This is a genomic window from Sphaerisporangium fuscum, from assembly GCF_018531465.1.
Lineage (GTDB): Bacteria > Actinomycetota > Actinomycetes > Streptosporangiales > Streptosporangiaceae > Sphaerisporangium > Sphaerisporangium fuscum.
On record NZ_JAHDTF010000026.1, the window covers coordinates 110,319 to 133,646 of the forward strand.

Sequence of the window (23,328 nt, forward strand, 5' to 3'; positions counted from 1 at the left end):
ACCACCTTAGCGATCGGGCCGGTGATCTTATTCCTCGCCTCCTCTCACCCGTCCTCGCCGATGTCCTCCAGCCACGCCTGGGGGTTGGCCGTGATGAAGGCGGTCATCAGCTCGGCGCACTCACCGGAGTCCAGGAGGGTCACCTCCACGCCGTGGCGGGCCAGCCACTCGTGCCCGCCGGTGAACGTGCGGCTCTCGCCGACCACCAGCCCGCCGATGCCGAACTGGCGGATCAGCCCGCTGCAGTACCAGCAGGGCGACAGCGTCGTGACCATGATCGTGTCGCGGTAGGCGCGCCGGCGGCCCGCGTTCCGGAACGCCGCCGTCTCGCCGTGCACCGAGGGGTCGCCGTCCTGGACGCGGCGGTTGCGGCCCCGGCCCAGCAGCCGGCCGTCCGCCGAGAACAGCGCCGCGCCGACCGGGATCCCGCCCTCGGCGAACCCCGCGCGGGCCTCTTCCAGCGCCACGCCCAGCATCGCCTCGGGAGTCGTGAAGTTCGTCGTCATGCCCATGTCATCCCCGATCGCAAACACTCATTCCGTCGCGTAAGTCAGACTTAAGCCATAACTGGCTCCTCCGAAAATCTAGCGGTTTCGTCCATCGAGGTTGACGAATGCTGGTGGTGGTTGCAGTTGAACCTTCAGCGTTCGCAGGTTGTTGCCGGTGTTCAGGGTGGGTTGTCGGGTTCGCCTGCTATGTGGCTGAATGACACCCGCAATCGCTCGGCGCCGACGGTCCAATCGACCCCGACGTGCGCGATCCACCGTCTGGTGTCAGGCTGAGTACGTTCAGTTTTTGCGCCTTGGAGGTTCTGATGCGCGCAGGCGTCGTGGTCAGCGCACAGCCCGGTGTGGAGGACCTCGCTGTACAGGCCGAGGAGTTGGGCCTGCACAGTTTCTGGGTCAACGACACCCCGATGGTCCACGGCGACCCCTTCGTCGCGCTTGGACTGTGTGCGAAGGCCACCAGTCGCATCAGGCTGGGCATCGGCGTGACCTCACCGGCGCTGCGCTCGGCCCCTGCCGCCGCGAGCGGGCTCGCCAGCCTCAACGCCCTGGCGCCCGGCCGGATCATCTGCGGGATCGGCACCGGGAACACCGCCCGGCGCACGCTGGGCATGCGGCCGACCACAGCGGCCACGATGGAGAACTTCATCGCCGCACTGCAGAACCTGTGCACCGGACGCACCATCGAGTACCGCGAAGGTGACCGAGTCCGCGACGTCCGATTTCTGCACACCAAGGGGCACGTGAACACGGCCGAACCGATCGAGTTCGTCGTGGCCGCGCTGTCAGGACCGAAGGCCGCCGCCGTCGCCGGCCGCCGCGGCACCGGCCTGATCTCCTTCGGCCTGCTTGACCCCACCGCCTGGCACGCGCTGCACGACGCCCGCCGCCACGCCGCACGCGACACGCCACGCGACCCCGACTCCCGCACGGACTCCTACCTGGTCACCGCGCTGTACGTACTCGACCAGGACGAGGACCCCCACGGCGACGCGGCCCGGGACGCGACCGGCCACATCGTCCTGTCGCTGCTGGCCTTCGCCGCCGACGCACGCGCTTTCTCCGAGCGGCTCGGCCCCGAGGAACGCGAGGCGGTGCGGCGGCTCCTCGACCGGCGCGGCACCACCGCCATCGCACCCGACCGGCACACCAAGCTCTACCCCAACTACCTCGAACGCATCGCACCGGAGGACCGTGACCTGGTCCTGCCCTCACTGATGAACACCCTGGCCCTGGTCGGCACCCGCGACGACCTCCGCGCCCGCATCGCCACCCTGGAACAGGCCGGCATCGACGAACTGCTCATCCAGCCGGTGATCGACCCACCCACCGAGATGGCTCAGCTCGTGAAACTCCTCACCTGAACGGACCCGCCGGCCGTGCGCACGCGGTTCACCGACGACAAGACCTGGCCGTCGTAGTCGTCGCGCCCTCGCAGGTCCATCGGTTGCGTGCGGAGTTGTCGGGCTCTGGCCCGCCTTTTCCGCGCTCAACGCAGACGTCCTGGGTGTGCTCGCGCGGACTTGTGGCGCCGGCGCGTTGCCGGGCTCCAGCACTTCCAGAGGGAGGCGAAACCCTGGACGGTCTCCGAGCAGATGGGTCAGAGACGCTCCTCGAACGATGGGGGACCGGTTCTGTCCGGCGCCGCTTGTAGGTTCTGGTGGCATGACTCGGACCACGCCGCCGCGCCCGGTGGACATCGCGGCTGTCTTCCCTGAGATCGCGCCGCTGGCCCGGACCGCCACGCGCCTTCATCCGCGGCCTGGAACGCCCGACGTGCGCTCCAGCTCGATCGGTGGTCCCCTGCTTTGGCCCTCCGACGAACCTTGGCCGGTGTGCGAGGAGCCGCACGAGAACGAAGGCGACTTCACCCGGCTGGACAGCGAGCGGCGCCGCAGGCACATCTTCTCGGCTGCCTGGGGGCGGGCGTTCACCCCGGCGGAAAGGGCCGAACTCGACCGCGATGAAGAGTTCGCCGACCCCGATACCCCCACCACCATGCTCGCCGTCGCTCAACTCTTCCTGCGGGACGTGCCCGACCTGGTGGGACCGCCCGGGGCCGACGTCCTCCAGATCCTGTGGTGTCCCCGAGACCATGACCCCTTCTACTGTCCCGCGGTGATGCTGCGCTGGCGCCGTTCGGCCGACGTCACCGACGTACTCAGCGAGCAGCCTGAGCCCGTGGTGATGGAGTACGAGTACCTGCCCGAGCCGTGCGTCCTGCATCCGGAGCAGGTCGTCGAGTATCCCTACGACGAGGTGCTCGCCGACGACCTCAGGGAGCGGATTCGGATGTGGGAGGAATCCGGCGAGGATCGGTATTACCGCGAGCTTGCGATCGCCGATGGCTGGAAGGTCGGCGGTTACGCCGGCTGGTACCTCAGTGGCCCGGTGCCATTGGTCTGCGAGTGCGGTGCCGAGATGGAACTGCTCGTGAAGATCGCCAGCGGAGAGTGGGGCGGCGCGGAGATCTGGCGACCTCAGGAGGATGCTGAGGAGGGAGAGCTCCCCGAGCCCCCGAGCCGATCCAACCCGCCGCAGATCACGATCGGCCGCGGATATTCGCTATGGGTTTTCACCTGCCCGGCCTCCTTCAAGCACCCGCACGGGGTGAGCATGCAATAGGGGCAGTCGGTCCGCAGATATCGCCCGAACGTCACGAGGCTGTCGGCAAGGTGATTCCGGACGCCGAAAGGTTCGCGTGGGCCACGCCGCCCGAGCCGCCCGGCACCTGGGCGGCCGCATCAGCACACGAGCTGTCCTACACCGCGCGCAAGCACGTCACGCCGGCCGGGCTGAACAGGGCCAGTCGTTCCCGGTCCCCGGGCTCGGTCGCAGCACGCGGAACCGAGGTCCGGGCCCTCATTGGGGCGGCGGGACCACGAGAGTCACGGGTCCCGCCGCCGGCCAGGGCTACCAGTGATCCCAGTGAACGACCTCGAGGACCGGGACCCGACGGGCGGGTTTGAACTGTGTGCCGATCGTCCAGGCGATGGGGATCAGCGCGCATTGCACGGTCGTCTCGTACGGCAGGCCGAGGAGCGTGGCCGCCTGGCGTTCATAGTTGAGGTGCGGGGTGGTCCAGACGGTGCCGAGCCCTCGGCTGCGTGCGGCCAGCATGAAGCTCCACACGGCGGGCAGTACCGAGCCCCAGGTTCCGGCCTGTGTCGCCGGATCGTCGAGCTCGGCCCGCGATCCGACCTGAATACAAGGCACCAGCAGGACGGGTACCTGGTCGAGGATGTCGACGAGATGGTGCAGGCTGTCGGCGATCGCGTGCCAGCCGGCCTCGGCGGTGTAATCGTGGCGGCTGGGGCCGTCATGAGGTCGCGGAGCCGCGGGGCTGGCCAGGCCGCGTCGCCATAGGTCGGCCAGAACGCGTCGTTGGGCGGGGTCGGTGACGAAGAGGAAGTCCCAGCGTTGCCGGTTGCGGCCGCTGGGCGCCTGCTGGGCCAGGCGGGTGCAGTCGAGGAGCACTTCGCGCGGGACCGGCCTGCTCACATCCAGCCTGCGCCGGACCGCGCGGGTGGTGCTGAGTAGTTCGTCTGGGGTGAGGTCCAGCGAGGGGTGGTGTGGTTCAGGCTGGGACATCGTTGCTCCTGAGGGGATTGTGGCGGTCGCGTTCGGGGTTGACGAGCAGGGCGAACAGCACTCCGGCGACGGCGAGCAGGATGCCGCTGAGCAGGAAGGCGGTGGTGTAGCCGGCCTCGGGGGTGGCGGCGCGGTCCAGGAGCCATCCGGTGATGATGGGGCTGGCGATGCCCGCGGTGACACTGAGCCCGGAGAAGACGCCGAGAAATCCGGCGCGCTGAGCGGGTGGCACGAGTTCGGCCACGGCCGGGTTGGCGAAGGTGTTGACGGTGACGGAGATGCCGTAGCCGAGCATCAAAAGGGCGATGGCGGGAAGCGGCGTGTGGATCAGCGGCAGGCAGGTCAGCAGGATGCCGGCGCCGGTGAGGCAGGCTCCGCCGAGCAGGCCGCGGGCCCTTCTGGAGGTGACGCCGGTGCGGAGCAGCCGGTCGGTGACCGCTCCGGTGGTGACCAGTGCCACGATGCCGAGCGCGCTGGGCAGCCCGAACAGCGACCCGGCCGCCTTCGCTGAGAAGCCCAGTGCGTTCTCGAAGTAGGAGGGCAGCCAGGTGAAGATGATGGCGGCGAGCGCGTTCTGGGCGAAGTAGGCGAGGAAGCAGCCGACGAAGGTGCGGTTGAGCAGCGCGCGGCGCCAAGGGATGCGGGCGGTGTGGCCGGGCTGCGGCTGGTCGCCCCGGGCGGGGGCGGCGCCGTAGGGTCCTTGCCGCCCGGCGACCAGCCAGAGCAGCGACCAAGCCAGCGCGAGCGCTCCGACAGTGACAAAGCCTGCACGCCAGCCGAATCCGATGATGATCAGAGTCAGCACGGGCGCGAGGGCGATCTTGGCGACGGCGGCGCCCGCGGTGTAGAGCGCTTGAGGCAGCCCGCGCCGCTCGTTGGGGAACCATGAGTACAGCACGGTCATGGACAGCGGGTTGGCCGGTCCTTCCGCGGCTCCGACGACGATCCTGCTCGCGTACAGCATGCCGCCGGTGGCGGCGACGACGGCGGGCACCTGGCCGATCGCCCACAGCAGGCCGCAGACCAGCAGGACCCACCGTGGCGCGATGCGCTGCGCGGCGAAGCTGACGGCGATGCAGGTGAGGCCGAACAGTACGTAGGAGGCGCTGCCCAGAGTGCCGAACCCGGCGGCCGACATGCCGAGTTCAGCGCTCATCGGCTTGGCGACCAGGCCCAGCAGGGCTTTGTCAAGGAACACCACGACCGAGGAGAGCACCAGGACGGCGGTGATGCCCCAAGCGCGTGCCTTGTGGCGGGGTGATGACGGGGGAAGGGCGGCGCCGTACGGCGCGAGGCTTTCGTTGACTGTCACGGCTGTTGGCTTGCCTTTCTGCGGGGGGTGGAGGGTGATCAGGGAAGGGCGGCCAGCCATTGCATGAGGGTGTGGTTGATCTCGTCGGGCTGTTCCTGGTGGATGAAGTGGCCCGCGTCAGGGTGCTGCACGATCCGGCTGTGGCCGTCCGGCAGGCACAGCCGCTCCACCTTGGCGCGTTCCGGGTGGCGGTGGAAGGCCAGCACCGGTTGGCGGCGCCTGCGCAGGACGGGTTCGGCTTGGGGACGAAAGCGCAGGCTGCTGGGGCCGAAGGCGCTGTGGCGGAAGGTTTGAGCGCGTAGCCATGACGGTCGTGTCAGGACCTCCAGCAGGTGCCAGGTGCGCAGATGCTCCGGGGTGGCGGGGGTGTGGAAACGGTCGCTGATGAGGTCCTGTGCGATCTGGTCGGCGTCCGGTCCCTCCAGGTCGTCGGCCAGGCGGGTCATCCACTCCCGCTCACTGGGATCGCCGGCGTAGTCGGGGTCGACCAGTGCCAGGGCTTGGACCAGGTCGGGGTGGCGGGTGGCCAGGACGGTGGACACCGAACAGCCCATCGAATGGGCGAGCAGGACGACCGGCGTCAGATCGGCGTGCCGGATCAGGGCCGCCAGGTCCTCGGCGTGGTCGCCGAGGTCGTAGCCCGATGACGGGGCGCTGGAGCGTCCGTGTCCGCGCAGGTCCACGGCCACGGTGCGGTAGTGGGTCCGCAGGGCGGGGATCTGGTGGATCCAACCTTCGGCCGCGCCCCACAGGCCGTGCACGAGGAGCAGGTTGAGCGGCGGACCTGGGTGGGTGGCGGGCGGATATTCGGCGTAGAACAGGCGCACGCCGCGGCGTTCGAAGTAGGGCACGATTGCTCTTTCGGTACGTTGGTCGTCAGGCCGATGGTGCGAGCTGGGCACCACCGCACACGTGCAGGATCTCGCCGGTGATGAAGGCGGCCCGCTCGCCGGCCAGGAAGGCGACGGCATCGGCCACGTCCTGAGGGTGGGCCAGCCGGCCGAGCGGGGTCATCGCCAGGTGACGGGCCGCGAACTGCTCGAATTCTTCTTCGGTACGACTTGCCCTGGTCAAGGGGGTCTCCACCACACTGGGTGCCACGGCGTTGACCGTGACGCCGAGCGGGCCCAGTTCGACGGCGAGGGTCCGGGTCAGGCCGACCATGGCCGCCTTGGAGGTGACGTACGCTGTGGGGCCACCTCCTAGCCAGGTGCGGGAGCTCACGTTGACCACGCGGCCCCCGCCATGACGCTGCCACCAGGGCCGCATCGCCTGGCAGAGCAGCATCGGCCCGCGCACGTTGACCGCCATCGTCGTGTCCCAGGCGTCGGGGGTCTGCCCGGACAGCGGCAGGCGCGGATTGATGGCGGCGTTGTTGACCAGGCAGTCCAGACGCCGCCCCGCGCGTTCCAGCCGGGCGATCTGCTCGCGGACCGCATCGGGGTCGCTCACGTCCACCCGGTACCCGGCGGCGTTCGTGCCGCTGGAGGCCGACAGGCGCCTGGCCGCCTGCGTCACGGCGGCTTCGTCGATGTCGAAGAGTGTCACCGCGAAACCGTCGGCGGCCAGCTGGGCGGCGATGGCCTGGCCCAGGACGCCCGCCCCTCCGGTGACGATCGCCCCTTTCGCGCTCACGCCCGCTCTCCCGTCGTCGGCTCGAACGTGGCGTGGCCGCGCAGGTAGGCGGCGTTGAAGGCGAGGGCCTCGTGCGGTGGCCGATCGGTGCTGAAGTCCTCCACCGACACCCACCCGCGGTAGCCGGAGCTTTCGAGCAGCCGCAGGATCGCGGGCACGTCGAGCACGCCGTCGTTCATCGGCGTCCAGCGATGCCGCCACGGGCCGCCGCCCTCGGCACGTTCGAAGGCGGCGTTCTTGAGGTGCACGTGGGCCAGGTGCTCGCCAAGGATCTGCAAGGCCAGCCGGGGATCCTCCGACCCCTCCACCACGGTGTTGCCGGGATCGTAGATCACCCCCACCAGGTGCGGAGGAAGCTCTTTCACGACCTGCTTGGCCAGCGCGGCACTGGGACAGATCGTCCGCTGGTGCATCTCCAGCAGCGCCTGCACGCCGAAGCGGCCGGCCAGCTCCGCGACCTCGCCGAAGAACGCGATGGCCTGGCCGAGTGCCTGATGGAACCCGCCGTCCGTGGTGGGCGGCGCCCACAGGCGGATCCGCGGCGTGCCCGCCTCGGCGGCCAAGATCATCAACTGCTCGACCCCCCGCGAGTCGCCGACCTGGACGTAGCCGCTCAGCCCGATGACGGCCAGGCCCACTCGGTCACAGAGCTTGCGCGCGTGGCGGATGTCGTCTCGTCGCGGGCGCAGGGTGCAGCGGTTGTTACGCAGGAAGTGCGCCGGTCCTTGAGAACCGGTCTCGACGGCGACCCGCCATTCGATTCCGGCATACCCGGCTGCGGCCGCCGCCTCGGTCGCCTGGTGCGGCGTCAGCTCCGGCAGGCAGGCCGAACATACGCCAAGCCTCATCTTGCTCCTCGAAGAACGCAGCATGGAGAGCTGCTCACTGTTCCGCGTCACCATCGGTGATGGTCGTCGACACCAGTACAGGGCCGAAGACACGCCGCAGTCCAAGTCCTTCTGAGCACGCGTACTATGTCCCGCAGGTATAGCTCACTCGCCGGGTGAGGAGGGGCCGTGGAACTTCGGCACCTGCGCTACTTCGCCGCGGTGGCGGAGGAGGGCTCGTTCTACCAGGCCGCTCAGCGTCTGCTGGTCTCGCAACCGTCGCTGAGCCGGCAGATCATGGATCTGGAACGGCGGCTCGGCCAGCGGTTGTTCGAACGCACCTCCCGGGGGGTGCGGCTGACGCCGAGCGGACAGGCGCTGCTGCAGCACGCCCGGCAGATTCTGGGTCTCGCCGCGACCACGCAGGAGATCGTTTCGGAAGCCGCCCGGGCACGGCAGGTGGTCTCCGTCGGCGTGCCGCCCGCCACACCCGGTTCCTGGCTGTCCTCGGTGGTCGAGGCGGTGGACACGGTGCTGCCCCACGCCGAGCTGAACTACGTGGAGGCCACGAGCTTCGACCAACTGCGTCTGCTCCACGAGGGCAGGCTCGATCTGTGCTTGGTCCATCAGCAGCCGCCCGGCCACTACGCCTCGTGGCTGTTGCGCCGGGAGATCCTCGGGCTGGCGGTGCGGCCCGGCCATCCGCTGGCCGGCGAGCCTGACTACCGGATCGGCGATCTGCACGCACTGCGGGTGCTCGTGCACGCCCGTGAACGCGAGCCCGCCCGTGAGAGTGTCACGGCGGCCGTACTGGCCATCGGCGTCCGGCCGTACTGGCAGTTCGCTCAGTTCACCGAGCACGTCCTGGCCTGCGCGCAGGCGACGCGGTCCGATGCGGCGCTGGTCGCCTCGCACGTCGCCGCGCTGAAGCTGCCCGGCTGGCGCTGGCGGCCCGTCCAGGAACTACCCCAAGCCGTGATGACGACGTGGCTGGTGTGTCAGCGGCCCACGCGGGCCGTGGTGGAGGAGGTGGCCGGCGTCCTACGGTCCGTGCCGGCCTGACCAGGCGTGATCGTGCCTGTGCTCTGGTGAGGCCTACCAGGCCGCACCTGGGTCAGGGCGGCCTGGTAAGGCCCGCTCACCAGCGGTCCCAGTGCAGGACCTCCTGGCGCGGGATACGGGGGGCGGGCTTGAAGTCGGTGCCTATGGTGAAGGCCAGCGGGATGAACGCCGCCAGCATGACCTCCTCGTACGGCACGCCGAGCACCTTGGCCAGCTCGCGTTCGAGCGGCCCCTGCGCGGTGGTCCACACCGTGCCCAGGCCACGCGCCCGGGCGGCCAGCATGAAACTCCATACGGCCGGAAGGATCGAGCCCCACGCCCCCGCCTGGACGGCCACCGAGGCGCGGTCGGTGCGTCCCTCCACGCCCGGGATGACGAACGCGGGCACCCGGTGGATGTTGTCGGCCAGGTGGCGCAGGCCGTCGAAGACCCGCTCGGTGGAGCCGGAGTGGTAGTTCATCCGCCGTACGTCGCGTTCGGTCAGCGGCTGCCCGGTGGCCAGCGGCAGGGCGCGCAGGAAGATGTCGGCCACGGCCCGCCGCTGCTCGGGCTCGGTCACGACCATGAAGTGCCAGCGCTGCCGGTTGCGTCCGGTCGGTGCCTGCACGGCCAGGTCCACGCACTCCTCGATCAGCTCACGCGGCACCGGGCGGGTGAGGTCGAGGCGCTTGCGCACGGCGCGGGTGGTGCTCAGCAGTTCGTCGGGGGTGAGGTTCAGTGTCATGACGTGTCTCCTTCAGGTGGTGGGGGCGGGTACGGGTGTGGAGCGGCGGGGGCGCAGGCCGAAGGCGGCGGTGAGGGCGCCGAGCAGAGAGAAGCCGCCCGCGACCAGGAAGGCGATCCGGTATCCGGTCAGCGTGGAGCCGCCGAGCGTCATCATTGCCGCCAGCACCGCCACGCCGATGCCGGCGCCGATCTGGACGGCGGAGGTGATCAGTCCCGAGGCCAGCCCCTGCCGCTCGTCGGGTAGGCCGGCGACGGCGGCGATGTTGAGACTGGGGAAGGACAGCCCGTTGCCGATGCCGTGCACGACCAGCGCGGGCAGCAGCACGGTGACGTAGTCGCCGGTGGCCCCGGCCCGCAGGAACAACAGGATGCCCGCGCCCTGGACCAGCATCCCGGCGGCGGCCACCCGCCCCAGGCCGTACCGGTTGATCAGCCTGCCGGCCAGGTTGGCGGTGATGACGATGGCAAGGCCCATCGGGACGATTCCGAGCCCGGTGGCCAGCGCGGTGTAGCCGAGCACCTGCTGCAGATAGAGGACGGCGACGAACTGCCAGCCGATCGTCGCGCACGCCCAGGCCAGCGCCGCGAGGTTGGCGGCGCCCACGGTGCCGGACCTGAACACCTCCAGCGGGACCAGCGGTGCGGACCGCCGGCGCTCGATGAGGATGAAGGCGCCCAGGAGCAGCACGGCCGTGACACCGGCTGGCCAGTTCCGCTCCGTCAGCGCGAACACCGCCATCAGCACGCCGCCGGTGACCGCGAGCGCGCCGGCGGCGTCGAACCCTTCGCGCGCCCCGGGCGGCCGAACGCCGCGTGGCAGCACCGCCGGCGCCGTGGCCAGCACGAGCAGGGCGATCGGGACCGGCAGGAAGAACACCAGCCGCCAGCTGATCTCGGTCAGCAGGCCGGAGGCGATCAGCCCGGCGGTGTATCCGGTCGCCCCGGCCAGCGAGTAGACGCCCAGCGCCCGGTTGCGCTGCGGCCCTTCGGCGAAGGTGGTGGTGATGAGCGACAGCGCCGCGGGCGCGGTGAGCGCCGCCGCCACCCCCTTGATCACCCGGGTGGCCACCAGCGGCCATCCAGCCGACAGGAGCCCCCCGGCCAGGCTCGCCGCCGCGAACACCGCCAGCGAGAGCAGGAACACCCGCCGGCGGCCGAACAGGTCGGCGATGCGCCCGCCCAGCAGCAGGAAGCCGCCGTAGGCGACCGCGTAGCCGGACATCAGCCACTGCAGGGTGCTCTCCGGCAGCGACAGATCACGCCCGATGGCGGGCAGGGCCACTCCCATCAACGACAGGTCCATCGAATCCAGGAACACCGCGGCGCACAGCAATGCCAGGGCCACCTGTTGGCGGCGGTCGGGTCGGGTCACGATCACACTCCATCTGCTTGTAAACAATTGGCGGACAGACGATCGGGACCGTATGCCTGCAAATCATCTTCTGTCAAACAGTCTGCGGGGAGATGGAGTTGCGGTAGACTGACGGCCGAACGCAACAGGGAGAGTGATGGCGACAACGACCAGAACGACGGACCGCGGGACGGCGTACTTCCCGCGACTCGCCGCCGAGCGGTTGGACATCGCGCTGTGCCGGGCCTCGGCCGCCGTGGCCCGTGCCGCCGACGTTCATGCCTCCGGGGAAGGGCTCGGAGTCGGGCAGCACCTCGTGCTCCAGATGCTCGACGCCGTCGGCCCCTGCTCTCAGCAGACGCTCAGCGAGGAACTCCGGATCGACCGCAGCGTGATGGTCGGCATCTGTGACGACCTGGAGCAGGCGGGTTACGTCCGCAGGGAACGCAACCCCCGCGACCGGCGCTCCTACGCCGTCACCATCACCGACTCGGGCCGCCGACGGCTCGCCGAGGCTCAAGCCTTGATCCCGGCCTTCCTCGAGGACACCTTCCAGGTCCTCACCCCCGACGAGCGCGGCCAGTTGAGCGCGATCCTCGCCAAACTCCTGCAGGCTGAAGTCAGCGGCCCCCGCTGACCCCCCATTTCAGGGGCCCATGCGCAGGATGTGGCGCCCGCGGTCCGATCTCGTGCTACCCGCCGGGCTCCCAGTGCGCAAGCATCAGCGGATCACCTTCGGTCCGTGGGCGCCGTGCGAGACCGAGCTCCACGTCCGGCAGGGTGGGCAGGGCGTCCGCGTCGTGGCAGGCCATGTCCGGTTCGAGGTTGGCGGGGATGAGCGCCGCGGCGCCGAGCCCGTACCGCGGCGAGCACACCGACCAGGCTGTTGCTCTCGAACGCCACCCGCCAGCGCCGATCGGTCCGTTCCAGCGTTTGTGCGCCAGTAGGAGCCGGGGCTGCGCTGTGACGACGATCTCGGCGAGGTGACGGCCAGGACACGCGGCTGGTACGAGCCCGTCCCGGCGCTGCTGGCCGCCACGCCGCCCGAAGTGGTGCTGTGCCACGACATCTCCGACTGGACCCGCTGCCCTCCTACACCAAGGGCCGCATCGCGCTGCTCGGCGACGCTCGATGTGGTCGACCAGGACCTGCGGCAACGCCAGGAGACGGGGAAGGGGAGGCGCATACTGCTGCTCGGCACCGGCGACCCGCACATCGTGGACTACCTGGCCCTGGCCAAGGAGGTCTTTCCGACCTTCGACGACGAGGTGGAGGCCGAGTCCCCGCCTGCCGGCGAGGTGCGCGCCAATCGCCTGCGGCTCGAATTCTCCCCTCGGTAAGTTGACGGCGGCCTGTTCCAGCTGTACGGAAGCGCTGAGCGGCCACACCGGTTCTCAACATCCGCCTGGACGCCTGCGATCATCCGGTTCACTCCCACCGCGTCGCGCACCCGAGACAACGGTCACTGTTGACGATCGTGTTCCCTGATCGCCGCCTCCACCAGGGCGCGGGCGGCCCAGGTCATGGCGTCCTGCTCGGCCTGGGGGTCGAGTCCGCGGACGTCGCGCAGGGCTATCTGCGCCTCCCAGCCGACCACCATGGTCAACGCGGAGATGAGGCGCTGGTAGGACTGCTCGCTGAGGGTGTCGCGCAGGGGGGCGCAGGCTTTGTCCAGCCATTCGAGCCGGCGTTGGCTGCGGCGTGGGCCGATGGGCTCAGGGGCGCCGTTCAGGGGCGGGTCGACGGTCAAGCGGATCATGCGGCGTCCCAGGGGTAGCGATTGTGGCGAGTGCTTCAGGAGCGTCCGGATGAGGGCGTCGACTCGGCCTGCCGGGTCGTCGGCGAGCGCGGGATCGACCAGCGCCGCCTCGACCGGTGGCTCGTTGAGCGCGCCGGCCGTCGCGTCGATGAGCAGCTGGTCCAGGGCCGGGAAGTACATGTAGATCGTGCGTCGCGACACGTCCGCGGCGGCCGCGATCTCGTCGACGGATGGCGTCGCTCCGCCGGCGCTGAGGCGTACCGCCGCATCCACGATCGCCTTGCGGGTGCGGCGGCGCTGCGCCTCCCGGCCGCCGCTGCGGGCTGGTGTGTCAGTCGTCATCAGGCTGCTGTCCCTCCTCGGTCCGTTGGTCACCGCCGTGTTGACGGCGTTTTCGGCACGAGTATATCGTTGTGCATCAGTTGCACATCAGTGCAATAAGCGCACACGACGGCAGTCCTTGCACTGTCGTAACGATGAAGACAAGAACACACCGGAACCAGGAGCTGACATGAGAGTGCTGGTGGCAGGAGCGACCGGAGCGATGGGCAAGCAGCTGGTGCCCCGTCTGGTCGGCGCGGGGCACGAGGTCTTCGCCATGACGCGGAACGAGTCGAGCAAGGCCAGGCTGTCCGAGCAGGGCGCGGTGCCGATCGTCGCCGACGCGCTCGATCGCGGCCAGGTCGAGGCGGCCGTGCGCGAGGCGAAGCCGGATGTGCTCGTCCATCAGCTGACCGCCATCGGACACATCGACACACGCCATTTCGATCGCAGTTTCGCCGCCACCGACCGGCTGCGGATCGAGGGCACCGACAATCTCCTCGCGGCAGGGCGCGCGGCAGGTGTGCGGCGGTTCGTGGCGGCGAGCAACGGAGCGTTCACTTATGCCAGGACGGGCGGGCCGGTCAAGACCGAAGAGGACCGGCTGGACCCGTCGCCGGTCAGGCAGATGGCCCCGATGATCGCCGCGATCCGGCATCTGGAGAAGGCCGTGCTGGACGCCGACTGGACCGAGGGGATCGTGCTTCGCTACGGCGCGTTCTACGGGCCGGGCACCTCCATGGAGCCGGGTTCCCAGCAGCTCGAGGCGATCCGCAAGCGCAAGTTCCCGATCGTCGGCGACGGCGGCGGGGTGTGGTCGTTCATCCACATCGCCGACGCGGCTGAGGCGACGGTCGCGGCGATCGAGAACGGCGCCCGCGGTGTCTACAACATCGTCGACGACGACCCCGCCCCGGTCGCCGAGTGGCTGCCGGAGCTGGCCCGCAAGCTGGGCGCCAAGAAGCCGATGCGCGTGCCGCGGTTCGTCGGGCGGCTGGCCGCCGGGGAGGCCGGCGTCGTGCTGATGACCGAGCTCCGCGGCGCGTCGAACGCCAAGGCCAAGCGCGAGCTGGGCTGGCGCCCGGCACACCCGACCTGGCGGCAGGGCCTCCAGGTGTCATGACTGCAGGCCGATCCTGGCAGCGCTTCGTCCTCGACCTCGGATACCGAGGGTCTGCCGCTCGGGCTCGATCACGCCCGCGACGCGCTCCTGCCCTCCGGCGGATCGACCGGCCGCTGGAACGCGCCGCGGGTCTCGGCCACGGGAGCGACCTCCTGCGGGCTCCACGCCCTCGACCATGCCGGGCGTGATCAGAAACGGTTCGGCCGACCATGGCCGACGTGAGACTCCTCGCCTCGGCCGAGGCACGCAGCGGGGCGGCGCCTGGCGGGCCGTGGTCCGGACCAGTAGGCCCGCCATCCCGCACCGCGCCCAGATCGACGTCCGCTCACCGCAGCCGAGTCTCCTGCGGGACGCCCCGGGTGTCAGCGGCCGAACCGAGCAGCCCGTAGGCGACGGTGACCGGCAGGTCGCGTGAACGATGAACGCTGCGGTAGCGCAGTCCTCACGATCCCCCTCGGCGAGCGGCTTCGCCGCGTCCGTCGTCACGTCGAGTGGCTCGCCGGCATCTCTGTGCGTCATGACGCCGCGTCAGCCAACCGTACGGCACACACCTCCACGACACCGACCCCCTCGGAGAGGAGCCAGACCATGAACGAACCCACCACCCAGAAGGTGGCGATGATTACCGGGGCGAACAAGGGCATCGGCCGCGCGACCGCCGAGCAGCTCGCCAGGCTGGGCATGACGGTCCTGGTCGGGGCCAGAGACCTGCGGCGCGGTGAGGAAGCCGCTGCGGCGCTGCGCGCGGCGGGCGGCGATGCCCACGCGGTGACCCTGGATGTCACCGACCCGGCCACCGTACGGGAGGCCGCGAGGTGGATCGAGGAGCGCTTCGGTCACCTTGACGTGCTGGTCAACAACGCCGGCATCACCGGCTCCGGGCAGGTCTCGCCGGAACATGCCCATGACCAAGTCCCAAGCTCGGTCGACCTGGACATGGTCCGGGCGGTGTTCGAGACCAACGTCTTCGGAGCGATCGTGGTGATCAACGCCATGCTGCCGCTGCTGCGGCGGTCACGAGCGCCGCGAATCGTCAACGTCAGCAGTCACGCCGCGTCGCTGACCCTCACCAGCGACCCGAACGGCCCCTTCGAAGCACTGCCGCCCTCGGCCGCGTACACGCCGTCAAAGACCGCGCTGAACGCGCTGACCGTGCAGTATGCCAATGAGCTGCGCAAGGACGGAATCCTTGTCAACGCCGCCGCTCCGGGCTATGTCGACACCGACAGCAACGACCACACCGGCCACCTCACCCCCGCGCAGGGCGCCGCGGTCGTGGTGCGCCTGGCGACGCTGGGAGCGGACGGCCCGACCGCCGGGTTCTTCAGCCAGGACGGCCCGCTGCCCTGGTAGCGGTCAGGCGGAGAGATCTGGGCTCGAAGAGAACCTGAACAGGACGATTCCAAGATCACTGCGGGGCCGTCGCGATCAGAGCGGCCCGGGTCGGGCCGAGAACGGCCGCCGGGCGCGCCGGCGCACCCCGACGGCTTCGGTGCCGGGCACGTCCGGCCACGGGACGCGTGCCGCGGCGCGGAACACGTGATGCCAGGGAGGGACGGGGCCGGCGGCCGCGATGTAGTGGCGCAGCAGCCCGGCCGCCGCCCGGGCGTCGGAGAGGGCCTCGTGGTGGCCGTCCAGCGGGACGCCGGCCGCGGCGCAGCAGTCGGGCAGCGTGCGCGGGTCGCCGCGCAGGAAGTGCGCCGCCCACGACATCGTGCAGACCCCCTCCCTGTGGTCCACCGGCCGGTCCACGCCCGCGCGGGCGAACTCGTAGGTGAGGAACCGGGCGTCGAACGGCAGGTTGTGCCCCGCCACGATCCGCCCGCGCAGCAGCCCGGCGACGGTCCCCGCGATCCGCTCGAACGTCGGCGCCAGGAGGGCCTCCTCGGCGGTGATGCCGTGGACGTCCTCGGGGCCGACGCCGCGCTCGGGGTTGACGAGAGTGGCCCACTCGCCGGTGACCTCGCCCGCCGGGTCGAGATGCACGACGGCGATCTCGATGACGCGGTGGTCCTCCGAGGTGCGGAATCCGGTCGTCTCGACGTCGACCACCGCGTACCCCGGACCGCGGGCGTCCGCCGCCCCGGGATGTACCGGTGATCGCGCGAGGGGAACCGTGCGGCGTGCCGGGGATCTTGAACCCATGGGCGGAACCTACGGGGAAGGCCTGCGTGGTGACACTCGCCCTGACGGTTAGAGGTTGCTTCTCGCCGCGGCCGCCTTTCAGGCCGACAACTTACATAGTCTTGACAATTCGGATTGTCGGTGAGACCGTTTAATCACGGAAGAACGGTCGCCTTCCCGAGCGGGACGGGCCCTCGGTGACGGCTGGAAGGAGGAGTACGAAGCGTTGAACAGAGGCTGGGACATGTATCTGCACACACTCGACCAGTACCTGACCCATTTCCCGGGGCAGTTCGCGCTGGTCATCTTCACCGCGCGACCACAGGTCGGCGGGAGCGGCCCCGCGTGGAGCGTCCTGCATCAAGGGCTCGGGCTGACCGGCGAGGTGGTGCAGGGCGATCGTGTCCGGCTGACCCCGGAGGGCTTCGACCCGATCGAGGGCGTCGCCGACTACGTCGTTCCCGGCTTCCTCGGCGTCCGCACCGGCAACGGGCTCTACCGGTTCATCCAGGGGGTCAACGACACCATCGTCGTCGGCCACCACATCTTCTCCAACGAGGTCGACCCCAGGAAGGCCGAACAGGCCTGGCAGGACTGGCTCACCAAGCTGTTCGGCTGACACCCCGACCGGTCGCCCGCCCCCGGTCCCGGTCCGCTCACCACTCGCGCGCTGGATCGCGAGGCCACCCCGCAGGAAAGGACGGCGCGCGCCGGCCGGCCGGAACGCCAGTGAAGGTCACCATGGGAATGGACGATAGAACGCACTCACGACACGAAGATCACGGCAATGCTGCCGACACCGACTCCCAGGCGGTCGAGCCGCGCGGCCGCCTGGGCCCCCAACCCCACCACGGCCCAGCAGGTGCCGGGACGAACGGGGAAAAGCGCGACCCCCGATCCGCCTCGAGCCCGGGAGGGAACGGGGCGCACGAGCCCCATGACACCCCGGCTCCGGGCGGCAACGGGAGCAACGGAGCGCGCGACGAAGGTGAGCGCGACCCGGACGACCCCCGGGGGCCGGAGGGCAACGGGACCAACGGCAACGGCAAGGGAGAGGAACCGGGGTCGGGCAAGTCGTTCCTGCTCGGCCTCGCCTGGTGGCCCTGACGCTCAGACGACGGCCGCCCGGACGCAGAGCACGTCGGGCAGATGGGAGGCCACCCGGCTCCACGAGTCGCCTTCGTCCCGGCTGGCGTAGACCTCACCCGAGCGGGTGCCGAAGTAGACGCCGGCCGGGTCGGCGTCGTCGGCGCACATCGCGTCGCGCAGCACCGACGGGTAGAACGGCTCCGCCGGCAGGCCGTCGGACAGGGCCTCCCAGGTGCCGCCGGCGTCCTGCGAGCGGTAGACCCGGCAGCGCCGGTCGGCCGGGAAGCGCATCGAGTCGGCGACGAGCGGGAAGTTGTAGATCACGCCGGCACGCCGCGGATGGGCGACCATGGGGAAGCCGAAGTCGCTGGGCAGGCCGTCGGCGATGGAGTCCCAGTGGCCGCCGCCGTCGTCGGAGCGGTAGACGCCGTGGTGGTTCTGGGCGTACAGCCGGTCGGGGTTCACCGCGTCACGGCCGACCTTGTGCACGCACTGCCCGAACTCGGGGAACCGGTCGGGCATGAAGGTCGCCTGGATGCCGGCGTTGTCGGCCTTCCACGAGGCCCCGCCGTCGGCGCTGCGGTAGACGCCCCCGGCCGACATGGCCACCAGGAGCTCGGACGGGTTGCGCGGGTGGGGGAGGACGGTGTGGACGGCCTGGCCCCCGAACCCCGGCTGCCAGTGAGGGCGATGGGGGTGGTCCCACAGGGCCCGCACCATCTCGAAGGTGACACCGCCGTCGTCGGAGACGAACAGCGCCGAAGGCTCGGTGCCGGCCCACACCCGGCCGGGGACGACGGGATCGGGAACCAGCTGCCACACCCGCTCCAGCGCCGCGCCGGTGTCGGCCGGGAAGGCCACGGGCCGCCGCTCGGGCTCCTGCCAGGTGGCGCCGAGGTCGTCGCTGAAGGCCACGCTCGGCCCGAAGTGGGAGCTGGTCACTCCGGCGATCAGACGGGGTGTGCCGCCCCGCTTGTCGACGCACAGGCCGTAGACGCCCGTCATCGGGAAGTGAGGGCCGCTGATCCGCCACGACCGGCGGTCGTCGCTGAGGGCGAGGAACAGCCCCTTGGCGGTCCCCAGGGCCAAAAGGACGGTCATCGAGATCCTTCCCACTGCGCTCGGCACGGTCGACGCGGGCCAGTATCCATCCGGCCCCGCCGCCGAGGAAGGGTTGGCGCCCAGCTTTTTTGAAACATTTGTTTGGATGTCGACGAGGTCATCGACATCGTCTCCATGAGAGCGTGCCGAGTTCGGATGCTCGCGCCGCGTGCCGGTCCCGCCCGCCGTACAGCGGGCAGGACCGGCGGTGCGGTCAGGGAAGGCTGAGGGTGAGACGGGCGACGCGGCCCTGCTCGCCGGCCGCCCAGCAGCTCAGGTCGGGTGTGCAGGCGACCGTGTCGAAGGGTCCGCCGTCGAACTTCTGCCACTTCCTGCCGCCCGAGAGGGTCACGTCGCTTCCGGCAGGGCCGACCGCGATGGCGGCGAAGGGCAGGTGCGGGAGCCAGGCGACGCCCGAGCGGTAGGCCTCCGGCGGTGTCGCGGAGGGCTCCCAGGTCGTGGCGCCGTCCTTCGTGACCGCCGCAGCCGAGGGGGAGGCCTGGTCGGGACGGTAGTCGCCGCCCACGGCGATGCCCTGGCGCGGGTCGCGGAACGCCAGCGCGAACACGCCGCGGGCCGGGTCGCCGGCGGGTACCGGGGTGTCGGAGACGGTCCAGGTCAGGCCCCGGTCGCGGGAGTGGAACACGCGTGAGCGCTCGCCGCCTCCGGTCGCCAGCCACGCGTCGCGGCCGCCGACGGTGACCAGGCACTGGCCGCTCGCGGCGAACCCCGCCTCGCCCGGCAGTGCCTCGGGCATCCCGGCGGAGGGCAGGACGTGCCAGCTGCGACCGCCGTCGTCGGTGGCCAGGATGCGGAACTTCCCGTCGACCGGGTCGCTCATCGCCAGCCCGTGGCGGCGGTCGAAGAAGGCCATGCAGTCGTAGAACGCCCGGGGGTCGTCGTTGCGGAAGGTCTGTGCCCAGCTCCGGCCGCCGTCCTCGGTGCGGTAGACGCGGGAGTCGTCGCCCTCGCCGATCGACATGATCACCGCGGTACGGGAGTCGAAGGCCTCGATGTCGCGGAACTGCAGGCCGGAGGTGCCGGGCGGGGCGACGCTGCTCCAGGTGCGCCCGCCGTCGCCCGTGCGCAGCACGGTGCCGAGGCTGCCGGAGGTCCACGCCACGTCCCGGTTCACGGGTGACAGGCCGCGCAGGCGCGCCTCGACGCCGGTCGGCTTGAGGTCCCACGTCAGGGCCGGGGCCGCGGGCGCCGGCTGGGCGAGGGCGGGGGCGGCGGTCGCCAGGACGCCGACGGCCGACAGCATGCTCAGTGCGGTTCGCAGAATCATGCGTGGCAACGTAGCCAAACAGATCAGTTGAGTCCATGGTGCCCGGATCGCCGGGGTTGCGTGCGAACTCGTTGACAGTTGTACCAACCAAGCGCATGCTTCGGAAGCGGCGCATGGGCGCGAGGCGCCATCGCGGGGTTCCCCCGAACATCTCCCGGCGAGGTCTCACCGGCCTCGTGACAGCCCACGCACGTCGAAGGGATCCACCATGGCCGTCCCGTCCGGAACGTCCTCCGCCCCCGCCCGCTACAGCCGCCGCACCGTGCTGCGCGGCGCCGCCGTCACCGGCGCGGCCCTGCTCGCCGGCGGGGCGCTCGGCGGCCTCGCCCACGCCGACTCCGAGTACGACGTCGTGGTGGTCGGCGCCGGCGCGGCGGGCATGACGGCCGCGCTGACCGCCGCCAGGCGTGGGCTGCGCGCGCTGGTCGTCGAGAAGGCCCCCACCTTCGGCGGCTCGGCCGCGCGGTCGGGGTCGGGGATCTGGGTGCCGTGCAACGAGGTCCTCCTGGCGGCCGGCGTGCCGGACACACCGGACAAGGCCGCCGCCTACCTCGCCCGCGTCGTCGGGAGCGAGATCCCCGCCGCGCGGCAGGCGGCGTACCTGGCGAACGGCCCCGCCATGATCTCGTTCGTCATGCGGAACAGCCCGCTGCGGTTCCGCTGGATGGAGGGGTACTCCGACTACTATCCCGAGCTGCCCGGCGGCATGCCCAACGGCCGCTCCATCGAGCCCGACCAGTTCGACGGCAACCTCCTCGGCGCCGAGCTCGCCCACCTCAACCCCTCCTACATGGCCACCCCCGACGGCCTGGTCGTCTTCAGCGCCGACTACAAATGGCTCACGCTCACCGCGGTCAACGCCAAGGGCCTGGCGGTCTCGGCGGCGTGCCTGGCCAGGGGCACCGAGGCCGCGCTGCGCGGCCAGAAACCGCTCACCATGGGCCAGGCCCTGGCGGGCGGCCTGCGGGCGGGACTGCTCGCGGCGGGCGTGCCCGTGTGGCTGAACACCCCCCTGGTGGACCTGCGCGTCGAGGCCGGGCGCGTGACCGGCGTCGTGGTCTCCTCCGGCGGGCAGCAGGTGACGGCCGGAGCCCGGCGCGGCGTCGTCGTCGCCACCGGCGGCTTCGAGCACAACGCCGACATGCGCCAGGAGTACCAGCGCCAGCCCATCGGGACGGCCTGGACGGTGGGAGCCAAGGAGAACACCGGCGACGGGATCCGGGCGGGCGGCCGCGCCGGCGCCGCGCTGGACCTGATGGACGACGCGTGGTGGGGGCCCGCCATCCCCCTGCCCGACCAGCCGTACTTCTGCCTGGCCGAACGCACCCTGCCCGGTTCGATCATGGTGAACGGCCAGGGCGCGCGCTTCGTCAACGAGGCCGCCCCCTACAGCGACGTGGTGCACGTGATGTACTCGCTCAACACCCCGTCGTCGCCGCACATCCCCGCCTGGCTCATCACCGACCAGAACTACCGCGACCGCTACCTGTTCAAGGACATCGCCCCGCTGCTGCCCCTGCCCGACTCCTGGTTCGCGAGCGGCGCCGCCTTCAAGGCGCTCACCCTCGACGAACTGGCGCGCAGGATCGGAGTGCCGCCCGCGGCGCTGCAGTCGACCGTGACGAGGTTCAACGGGTTCGCGCTGACCGGCAAGGACCTGGACTTCCACCGCGGCGACAGCGCGTACGACCACTACTACACCGACCCCGCTGTCAAGCCGAACTCCTGCCTGGCCCCGCTGTGGCTGCCGCCCTTCTACGCGTTCAAGATCGTCCCAGGCGACCTCGGCACGAAGGGCGGCATACGGACCGACGCCCGGGCACGCGCGCTGCGGGCCGACGGCACGGTGATCCCGGGCCTGTACGCGGCGGGCAACGCCAGCGGGGCCGTCATGGGGCACAGTTACGCGGGCGCCGGGTCCACCATCGGACCGGCCATGACCTTCGGCTACGTCGCCGCCAACGAGATCGCCGGCTCCGGGGGTGCCTGACGCCCTTCCGGTGGAGAGGTGGGGATAGCGGACGGTGAGCATCACATAGCTCTGAGGAGTATTGACCGGGCGGTCAATCAGGAAGACCGTCGAAGTCCACGAACCTCTCCCATGGCTGGAGGCAGGGATGGACCTCACCAAATCGTGGGCCGACGTCGTCGCGTTCCTCGCCGGGGCGGCGGCGGTGCTCGCGCCGTTCTTCTGGGCGGGCGGCTCCCACGCCGCCGCCCAGCCGCTGCTCGTGCTCGGCGCTCTCCTGCTGGTCTCGGCGCTCTGGACGCTGCTCGGAGCCGGCGGTGCCGCCTCCTGGGTCACCGCGGCCTTCGGTGCCCTGCTGCTGGTCTCGCCCTGGGCGTTCGGCTTCGACGGGGACGGCGCGGCCGCCTGGACGGCGTGGATCGCCGGGGCCGTGACGGTTATCGTCGGGCTGTGGACGGCCCTCCAGACCCGCAGCGGTGTTCTCACGAGAGCGTGATCAAACCCCCCGCATGGTCGCGGGGCGCCCCCCCGCGGCCCGCGCCCCGCGGCGCCCCCGGCCACCCCGCCCCACGGCTTAGGGCGCCCGGAGCCGTCGAGCCCGCCGCCGGTGGCACCCGGCGGCGGCTCGCGGTGGAGGGCGCCGGCGACGCCCGTACGCGGATCCTCGACGCCGCGGAAGAGCTGTTCGCCGGGAGCGGGTACGACGGCACCGCCACCGCCGAGATCGCCAAACAGGCGGACGTGCCGAAGGGGCTGGTCTTCCACTACTTCCCCCGCAAGATCGACGTGTTGATCACCCTGGTCGACGAGCGCATCGGGATCGAGGAGTTCGGGGACGCGCCCGTCGAGGCGCTGCCGGACGACCCCGCGGGCGCCCTCGCGCGGCTCGCACGCCGTGTCCCGCTGCACGCGTCCCCGGCGATGCGGCGCATCCTGTTCCGCGAGGCCGACACCCACGGCTCCGTACGCGACAGGCTCCGGCACCTCAACGCCGAGATCATCCGGCGGGCCCACTTCGCACTCGAACTCACCATGCCGGGCGCGCGCGGCGACGCCGCCCGCCTGGAAGCCGCCGCCGCCACCTTCGCCGCCGTGCTCCTCTACCAGGAGAATCTGTGCCTGCTGACCGGCCACCACATCGACGCCGACCTCGTGGCGGACCTCATCGTCAGAGCCCTCACCTGACCGTCCGGCCCGGCAGGTGGGCGGTCGCGGTATCCGGGCCTGCCCGTGGCGCGGTCTCGTCGTCGGAGCCCTCGTGTAACCGTTGAGTTCCCCGGTGACCGTTCGGTCGCGGGGCTCATCGTGGGAGCTTTGACATGACCGTCGGGCACTGGGCGGCCTTCCGGGTTTCGCCAGTCGCGGTCTCTGCGGCTCGCTGTCGGAGTTTCCACGTAACCGGCGAGCGGCGGACCAGGCCCGTCCGGGCTTTCCCACGCGGCCTGCGAAGGCGGTGAACGGGGCCGGCGTTGTACCTATGCCATATTCCCCCCTGCGCCCTCGCTCACGAACTCGGCGTCCGATGTGTCCGTCTTTGTGCGGTG

The 23,328-nt window shown here is 70.8% G+C and carries 25 protein-coding genes; 12 read left to right on the forward strand and 13 right to left on the reverse strand.

Annotated elements, in window-relative coordinates; all coding sequences use genetic code 11:
• Positions 1–44: 44 nt before the first annotated feature.
• Positions 45–506 (reverse strand): nucleoside deaminase, encoded by a 462-nt coding sequence (locus tag KIK05_RS31160; protein WP_214414460.1) that lies wholly within the window; start codon positions 504–506, stop codon positions 45–47.
• A gap of 308 nt (positions 507–814) precedes the next feature.
• Between KIK05_RS31160 and KIK05_RS31165 the strand changes: the two genes are divergently transcribed.
• Positions 815–1,870 (forward strand): LLM class flavin-dependent oxidoreductase, encoded by a 1,056-nt coding sequence (locus KIK05_RS31165; RefSeq protein WP_214414461.1) that lies wholly within the window; start codon positions 815–817, stop codon positions 1,868–1,870.
• Positions 1,871–2,171: 301 nt separating this feature from the next.
• Complete coding sequence (locus KIK05_RS31170) at positions 2,172–3,131, forward strand: hypothetical protein (protein ID WP_214414462.1); 960 nt, start codon at positions 2,172–2,174, stop codon at positions 3,129–3,131.
• A 288-nt stretch (positions 3,132–3,419) separates the two neighbouring features.
• On the opposite strand, the gene KIK05_RS31175 is transcribed toward KIK05_RS31170, so the two are convergent.
• From KIK05_RS31175 to KIK05_RS31195, 5 genes are read right to left on the reverse strand one after another with little or no spacing between them, the layout of a single operon-like run.
• Positions 3,420–4,097 (reverse strand): nitroreductase family protein, encoded by a 678-nt coding sequence (locus tag KIK05_RS31175; protein WP_214414463.1) that lies wholly within the window; start codon positions 4,095–4,097, stop codon positions 3,420–3,422.
• Positions 4,084–5,409, reverse strand: coding sequence for an MFS transporter (locus KIK05_RS31180; protein WP_214414464.1), 1,326 nt, complete (start codon positions 5,407–5,409; stop codon positions 4,084–4,086). The genes KIK05_RS31175 and KIK05_RS31180 overlap by 14 nt, the downstream gene beginning before the upstream one ends.
• A gap of 38 nt (positions 5,410–5,447) precedes the next feature.
• Positions 5,448–6,260, reverse strand: a complete 813-nt coding sequence (locus KIK05_RS31185; protein ID WP_214414465.1) for an alpha/beta fold hydrolase — start codon at positions 6,258–6,260, stop codon at positions 5,448–5,450.
• Positions 6,261–6,285: 25 nt separating this feature from the next.
• Positions 6,286–7,044 (reverse strand): SDR family NAD(P)-dependent oxidoreductase, encoded by a 759-nt coding sequence (locus KIK05_RS31190; RefSeq protein WP_214414466.1) that lies wholly within the window; start codon positions 7,042–7,044, stop codon positions 6,286–6,288.
• A complete protein-coding gene (locus KIK05_RS31195; RefSeq protein ID WP_214414467.1) occupies positions 7,041–7,892 on the reverse strand; it encodes a sugar phosphate isomerase/epimerase family protein in 852 nt (283 codons plus the stop codon). The genes KIK05_RS31190 and KIK05_RS31195 overlap by 4 nt, the downstream gene beginning before the upstream one ends.
• Before the next feature lie 168 nt (positions 7,893–8,060).
• Between KIK05_RS31195 and KIK05_RS31200 the strand changes: the two genes are divergently transcribed.
• The gene (locus tag KIK05_RS31200; RefSeq protein WP_214414468.1) at positions 8,061–8,933 is read left to right on the forward strand and encodes a LysR family transcriptional regulator; all 873 of its coding nucleotides are present in this window, start codon (positions 8,061–8,063) and stop codon (positions 8,931–8,933) included.
• A 76-nt stretch (positions 8,934–9,009) separates the two neighbouring features.
• Here the strand turns inward: KIK05_RS31200 and KIK05_RS31205 are convergent, their stop codons facing one another.
• The gene (locus KIK05_RS31205; protein WP_214414469.1) at positions 9,010–9,657 is read right to left on the reverse strand and encodes a nitroreductase family protein; all 648 of its coding nucleotides are present in this window, start codon (positions 9,655–9,657) and stop codon (positions 9,010–9,012) included.
• Between the two features lie 12 nt (positions 9,658–9,669).
• Complete coding sequence (locus tag KIK05_RS31210; RefSeq protein WP_214414470.1) at positions 9,670–11,031, reverse strand: MFS transporter; 1,362 nt, start codon at positions 11,029–11,031, stop codon at positions 9,670–9,672.
• A gap of 136 nt (positions 11,032–11,167) precedes the next feature.
• Here KIK05_RS31210 and KIK05_RS31215 point away from each other — a divergent pair, with 136 nt between their 5' ends.
• Positions 11,168–11,647 (forward strand): MarR family winged helix-turn-helix transcriptional regulator, encoded by a 480-nt coding sequence (locus tag KIK05_RS31215; protein ID WP_214414471.1) that lies wholly within the window; start codon positions 11,168–11,170, stop codon positions 11,645–11,647.
• 55 nt (positions 11,648–11,702) lie between these two features.
• Here the strand turns inward: KIK05_RS31215 and KIK05_RS31220 are convergent, their stop codons facing one another.
• On the reverse strand, positions 11,703–11,885 hold the full coding sequence (locus tag KIK05_RS31220) for a hypothetical protein (RefSeq protein WP_214414472.1): 183 nt from the start codon (positions 11,883–11,885) through the stop codon (positions 11,703–11,705).
• A gap of 108 nt (positions 11,886–11,993) precedes the next feature.
• Here KIK05_RS31220 and KIK05_RS31225 point away from each other — a divergent pair, with 108 nt between their 5' ends.
• Positions 11,994–12,350 (forward strand): hypothetical protein, encoded by a 357-nt coding sequence (locus KIK05_RS31225; RefSeq protein ID WP_214414473.1) that lies wholly within the window; start codon positions 11,994–11,996, stop codon positions 12,348–12,350.
• Between the two features lie 122 nt (positions 12,351–12,472).
• Here the strand turns inward: KIK05_RS31225 and KIK05_RS31230 are convergent, their stop codons facing one another.
• On the reverse strand, positions 12,473–13,111 hold the full coding sequence (locus KIK05_RS31230; RefSeq protein ID WP_214414474.1) for a TetR/AcrR family transcriptional regulator: 639 nt from the start codon (positions 13,109–13,111) through the stop codon (positions 12,473–12,475).
• A gap of 169 nt (positions 13,112–13,280) precedes the next feature.
• On the opposite strand from KIK05_RS31230, the gene KIK05_RS31235 reads away from it, so the two are divergent.
• Together KIK05_RS31235 and KIK05_RS31240 are read left to right on the forward strand one after the other, a co-directional pair.
• Positions 13,281–14,213 carry an NAD-dependent epimerase/dehydratase family protein gene (locus tag KIK05_RS31235; protein WP_214414475.1) on the forward strand — a complete coding sequence of 311 codons (933 nt, stop codon included), beginning with the start codon at positions 13,281–13,283 and terminating at the stop codon, positions 14,211–14,213.
• Between the two features lie 588 nt (positions 14,214–14,801).
• Entirely contained in the window at positions 14,802–15,566 is a 765-nt protein-coding gene (locus KIK05_RS31240; RefSeq protein ID WP_214414476.1) for an SDR family NAD(P)-dependent oxidoreductase, read from the forward strand.
• Between the two features lie 75 nt (positions 15,567–15,641).
• On the opposite strand, the gene KIK05_RS31245 is transcribed toward KIK05_RS31240, so the two are convergent.
• Positions 15,642–16,358, reverse strand: coding sequence for a 3'-5' exonuclease (locus tag KIK05_RS31245; RefSeq protein WP_214414477.1), 717 nt, complete (start codon positions 16,356–16,358; stop codon positions 15,642–15,644).
• Between the two features lie 223 nt (positions 16,359–16,581).
• On the opposite strand from KIK05_RS31245, the gene KIK05_RS31250 reads away from it, so the two are divergent.
• Together KIK05_RS31250 and KIK05_RS31255 are read left to right on the forward strand one after the other, a co-directional pair.
• Entirely contained in the window at positions 16,582–16,956 is a 375-nt protein-coding gene (locus KIK05_RS31250) for a hypothetical protein (RefSeq protein WP_214414478.1), read from the forward strand.
• Between the two features lie 128 nt (positions 16,957–17,084).
• Positions 17,085–17,444 carry a hypothetical protein gene (locus tag KIK05_RS31255; RefSeq protein WP_214414479.1) on the forward strand — a complete coding sequence of 120 codons (360 nt, stop codon included), beginning with the start codon at positions 17,085–17,087 and terminating at the stop codon, positions 17,442–17,444.
• 3 nt (positions 17,445–17,447) lie between these two features.
• Here the strand turns inward: KIK05_RS31255 and KIK05_RS31260 are convergent, their stop codons facing one another.
• A complete protein-coding gene (locus tag KIK05_RS31260; protein ID WP_214414480.1) occupies positions 17,448–18,527 on the reverse strand; it encodes a WD40/YVTN/BNR-like repeat-containing protein in 1,080 nt (359 codons plus the stop codon).
• Between the two features lie 214 nt (positions 18,528–18,741).
• A complete protein-coding gene (locus tag KIK05_RS31265; protein ID WP_214414481.1) occupies positions 18,742–19,815 on the reverse strand; it encodes a beta propeller repeat protein in 1,074 nt (357 codons plus the stop codon).
• Between the two features lie 208 nt (positions 19,816–20,023).
• On the opposite strand from KIK05_RS31265, the gene kstD reads away from it, so the two are divergent.
• The 3 genes from kstD (at position 20,024) to KIK05_RS48370 (ending at position 22,969) form a co-directional block, all read left to right on the forward strand.
• Positions 20,024–21,805 (forward strand): 3-oxosteroid 1-dehydrogenase, encoded by a 1,782-nt coding sequence (kstD, locus tag KIK05_RS31270; RefSeq protein ID WP_214414482.1) that lies wholly within the window; start codon positions 20,024–20,026, stop codon positions 21,803–21,805.
• Positions 21,806–21,932: 127 nt separating this feature from the next.
• A complete protein-coding gene (locus KIK05_RS31275) occupies positions 21,933–22,280 on the forward strand; it encodes an SPW repeat protein (RefSeq protein WP_214414483.1) in 348 nt (115 codons plus the stop codon).
• Positions 22,277–22,969 carry a TetR/AcrR family transcriptional regulator gene (locus tag KIK05_RS48370; protein ID WP_308250190.1) on the forward strand — a complete coding sequence of 231 codons (693 nt, stop codon included), beginning with the start codon at positions 22,277–22,279 and terminating at the stop codon, positions 22,967–22,969. The genes KIK05_RS31275 and KIK05_RS48370 overlap by 4 nt, the downstream gene beginning before the upstream one ends.
• Positions 22,970–23,328 lie beyond the last annotated feature (359 nt).

Excerpts from the sequence above, each read along its gene's own strand:
- KIK05_RS31160 (WP_214414460.1), bottom strand. The coding sequence starts at position 506 with ATGACGACGAACTTCACGACTCCCGAGGCGATGCTGGGCGTGGCGCTG.
- KIK05_RS31165 (WP_214414461.1), top strand. The coding sequence starts at position 815 with ATGCGCGCAGGCGTCGTGGTCAGCGCACAGCCCGGTGTGGAGGACCTC.
- KIK05_RS31170 (WP_214414462.1), top strand. The coding sequence starts at position 2,172 with ATGACTCGGACCACGCCGCCGCGCCCGGTGGACATCGCGGCTGTCTTC.
- KIK05_RS31175 (WP_214414463.1), bottom strand. The coding sequence starts at position 4,097 with ATGTCCCAGCCTGAACCACACCACCCCTCGCTGGACCTCACCCCAGAC.
- KIK05_RS31195 (WP_214414467.1), bottom strand. The coding sequence starts at position 7,892 with ATGAGGCTTGGCGTATGTTCGGCCTGCCTGCCGGAGCTGACGCCGCAC.
- KIK05_RS31205 (WP_214414469.1), bottom strand. The coding sequence starts at position 9,657 with ATGACACTGAACCTCACCCCCGACGAACTGCTGAGCACCACCCGCGCC.
- KIK05_RS31215 (WP_214414471.1), top strand. The coding sequence starts at position 11,168 with ATGGCGACAACGACCAGAACGACGGACCGCGGGACGGCGTACTTCCCG.
- KIK05_RS31230 (WP_214414474.1), bottom strand. The coding sequence starts at position 13,111 with ATGACGACTGACACACCAGCCCGCAGCGGCGGCCGGGAGGCGCAGCGC.
- KIK05_RS31235 (WP_214414475.1), top strand. The coding sequence starts at position 13,281 with ATGAGAGTGCTGGTGGCAGGAGCGACCGGAGCGATGGGCAAGCAGCTG.
- KIK05_RS31240 (WP_214414476.1), top strand. The coding sequence starts at position 14,802 with ATGAACGAACCCACCACCCAGAAGGTGGCGATGATTACCGGGGCGAAC.
- KIK05_RS31245 (WP_214414477.1), bottom strand. The coding sequence starts at position 16,358 with ATGGGTTCAAGATCCCCGGCACGCCGCACGGTTCCCCTCGCGCGATCA.
- KIK05_RS31250 (WP_214414478.1), top strand. The coding sequence starts at position 16,582 with ATGTATCTGCACACACTCGACCAGTACCTGACCCATTTCCCGGGGCAG.
- KIK05_RS31255 (WP_214414479.1), top strand. The coding sequence starts at position 17,085 with ATGGACGATAGAACGCACTCACGACACGAAGATCACGGCAATGCTGCC.
- KIK05_RS31260 (WP_214414480.1), bottom strand. The coding sequence starts at position 18,527 with ATGACCGTCCTTTTGGCCCTGGGGACCGCCAAGGGGCTGTTCCTCGCC.
- KIK05_RS31265 (WP_214414481.1), bottom strand. The coding sequence starts at position 19,815 with ATGATTCTGCGAACCGCACTGAGCATGCTGTCGGCCGTCGGCGTCCTG.
- kstD (WP_214414482.1), top strand. The coding sequence starts at position 20,024 with ATGGCCGTCCCGTCCGGAACGTCCTCCGCCCCCGCCCGCTACAGCCGC.
- KIK05_RS31275 (WP_214414483.1), top strand. The coding sequence starts at position 21,933 with ATGGACCTCACCAAATCGTGGGCCGACGTCGTCGCGTTCCTCGCCGGG.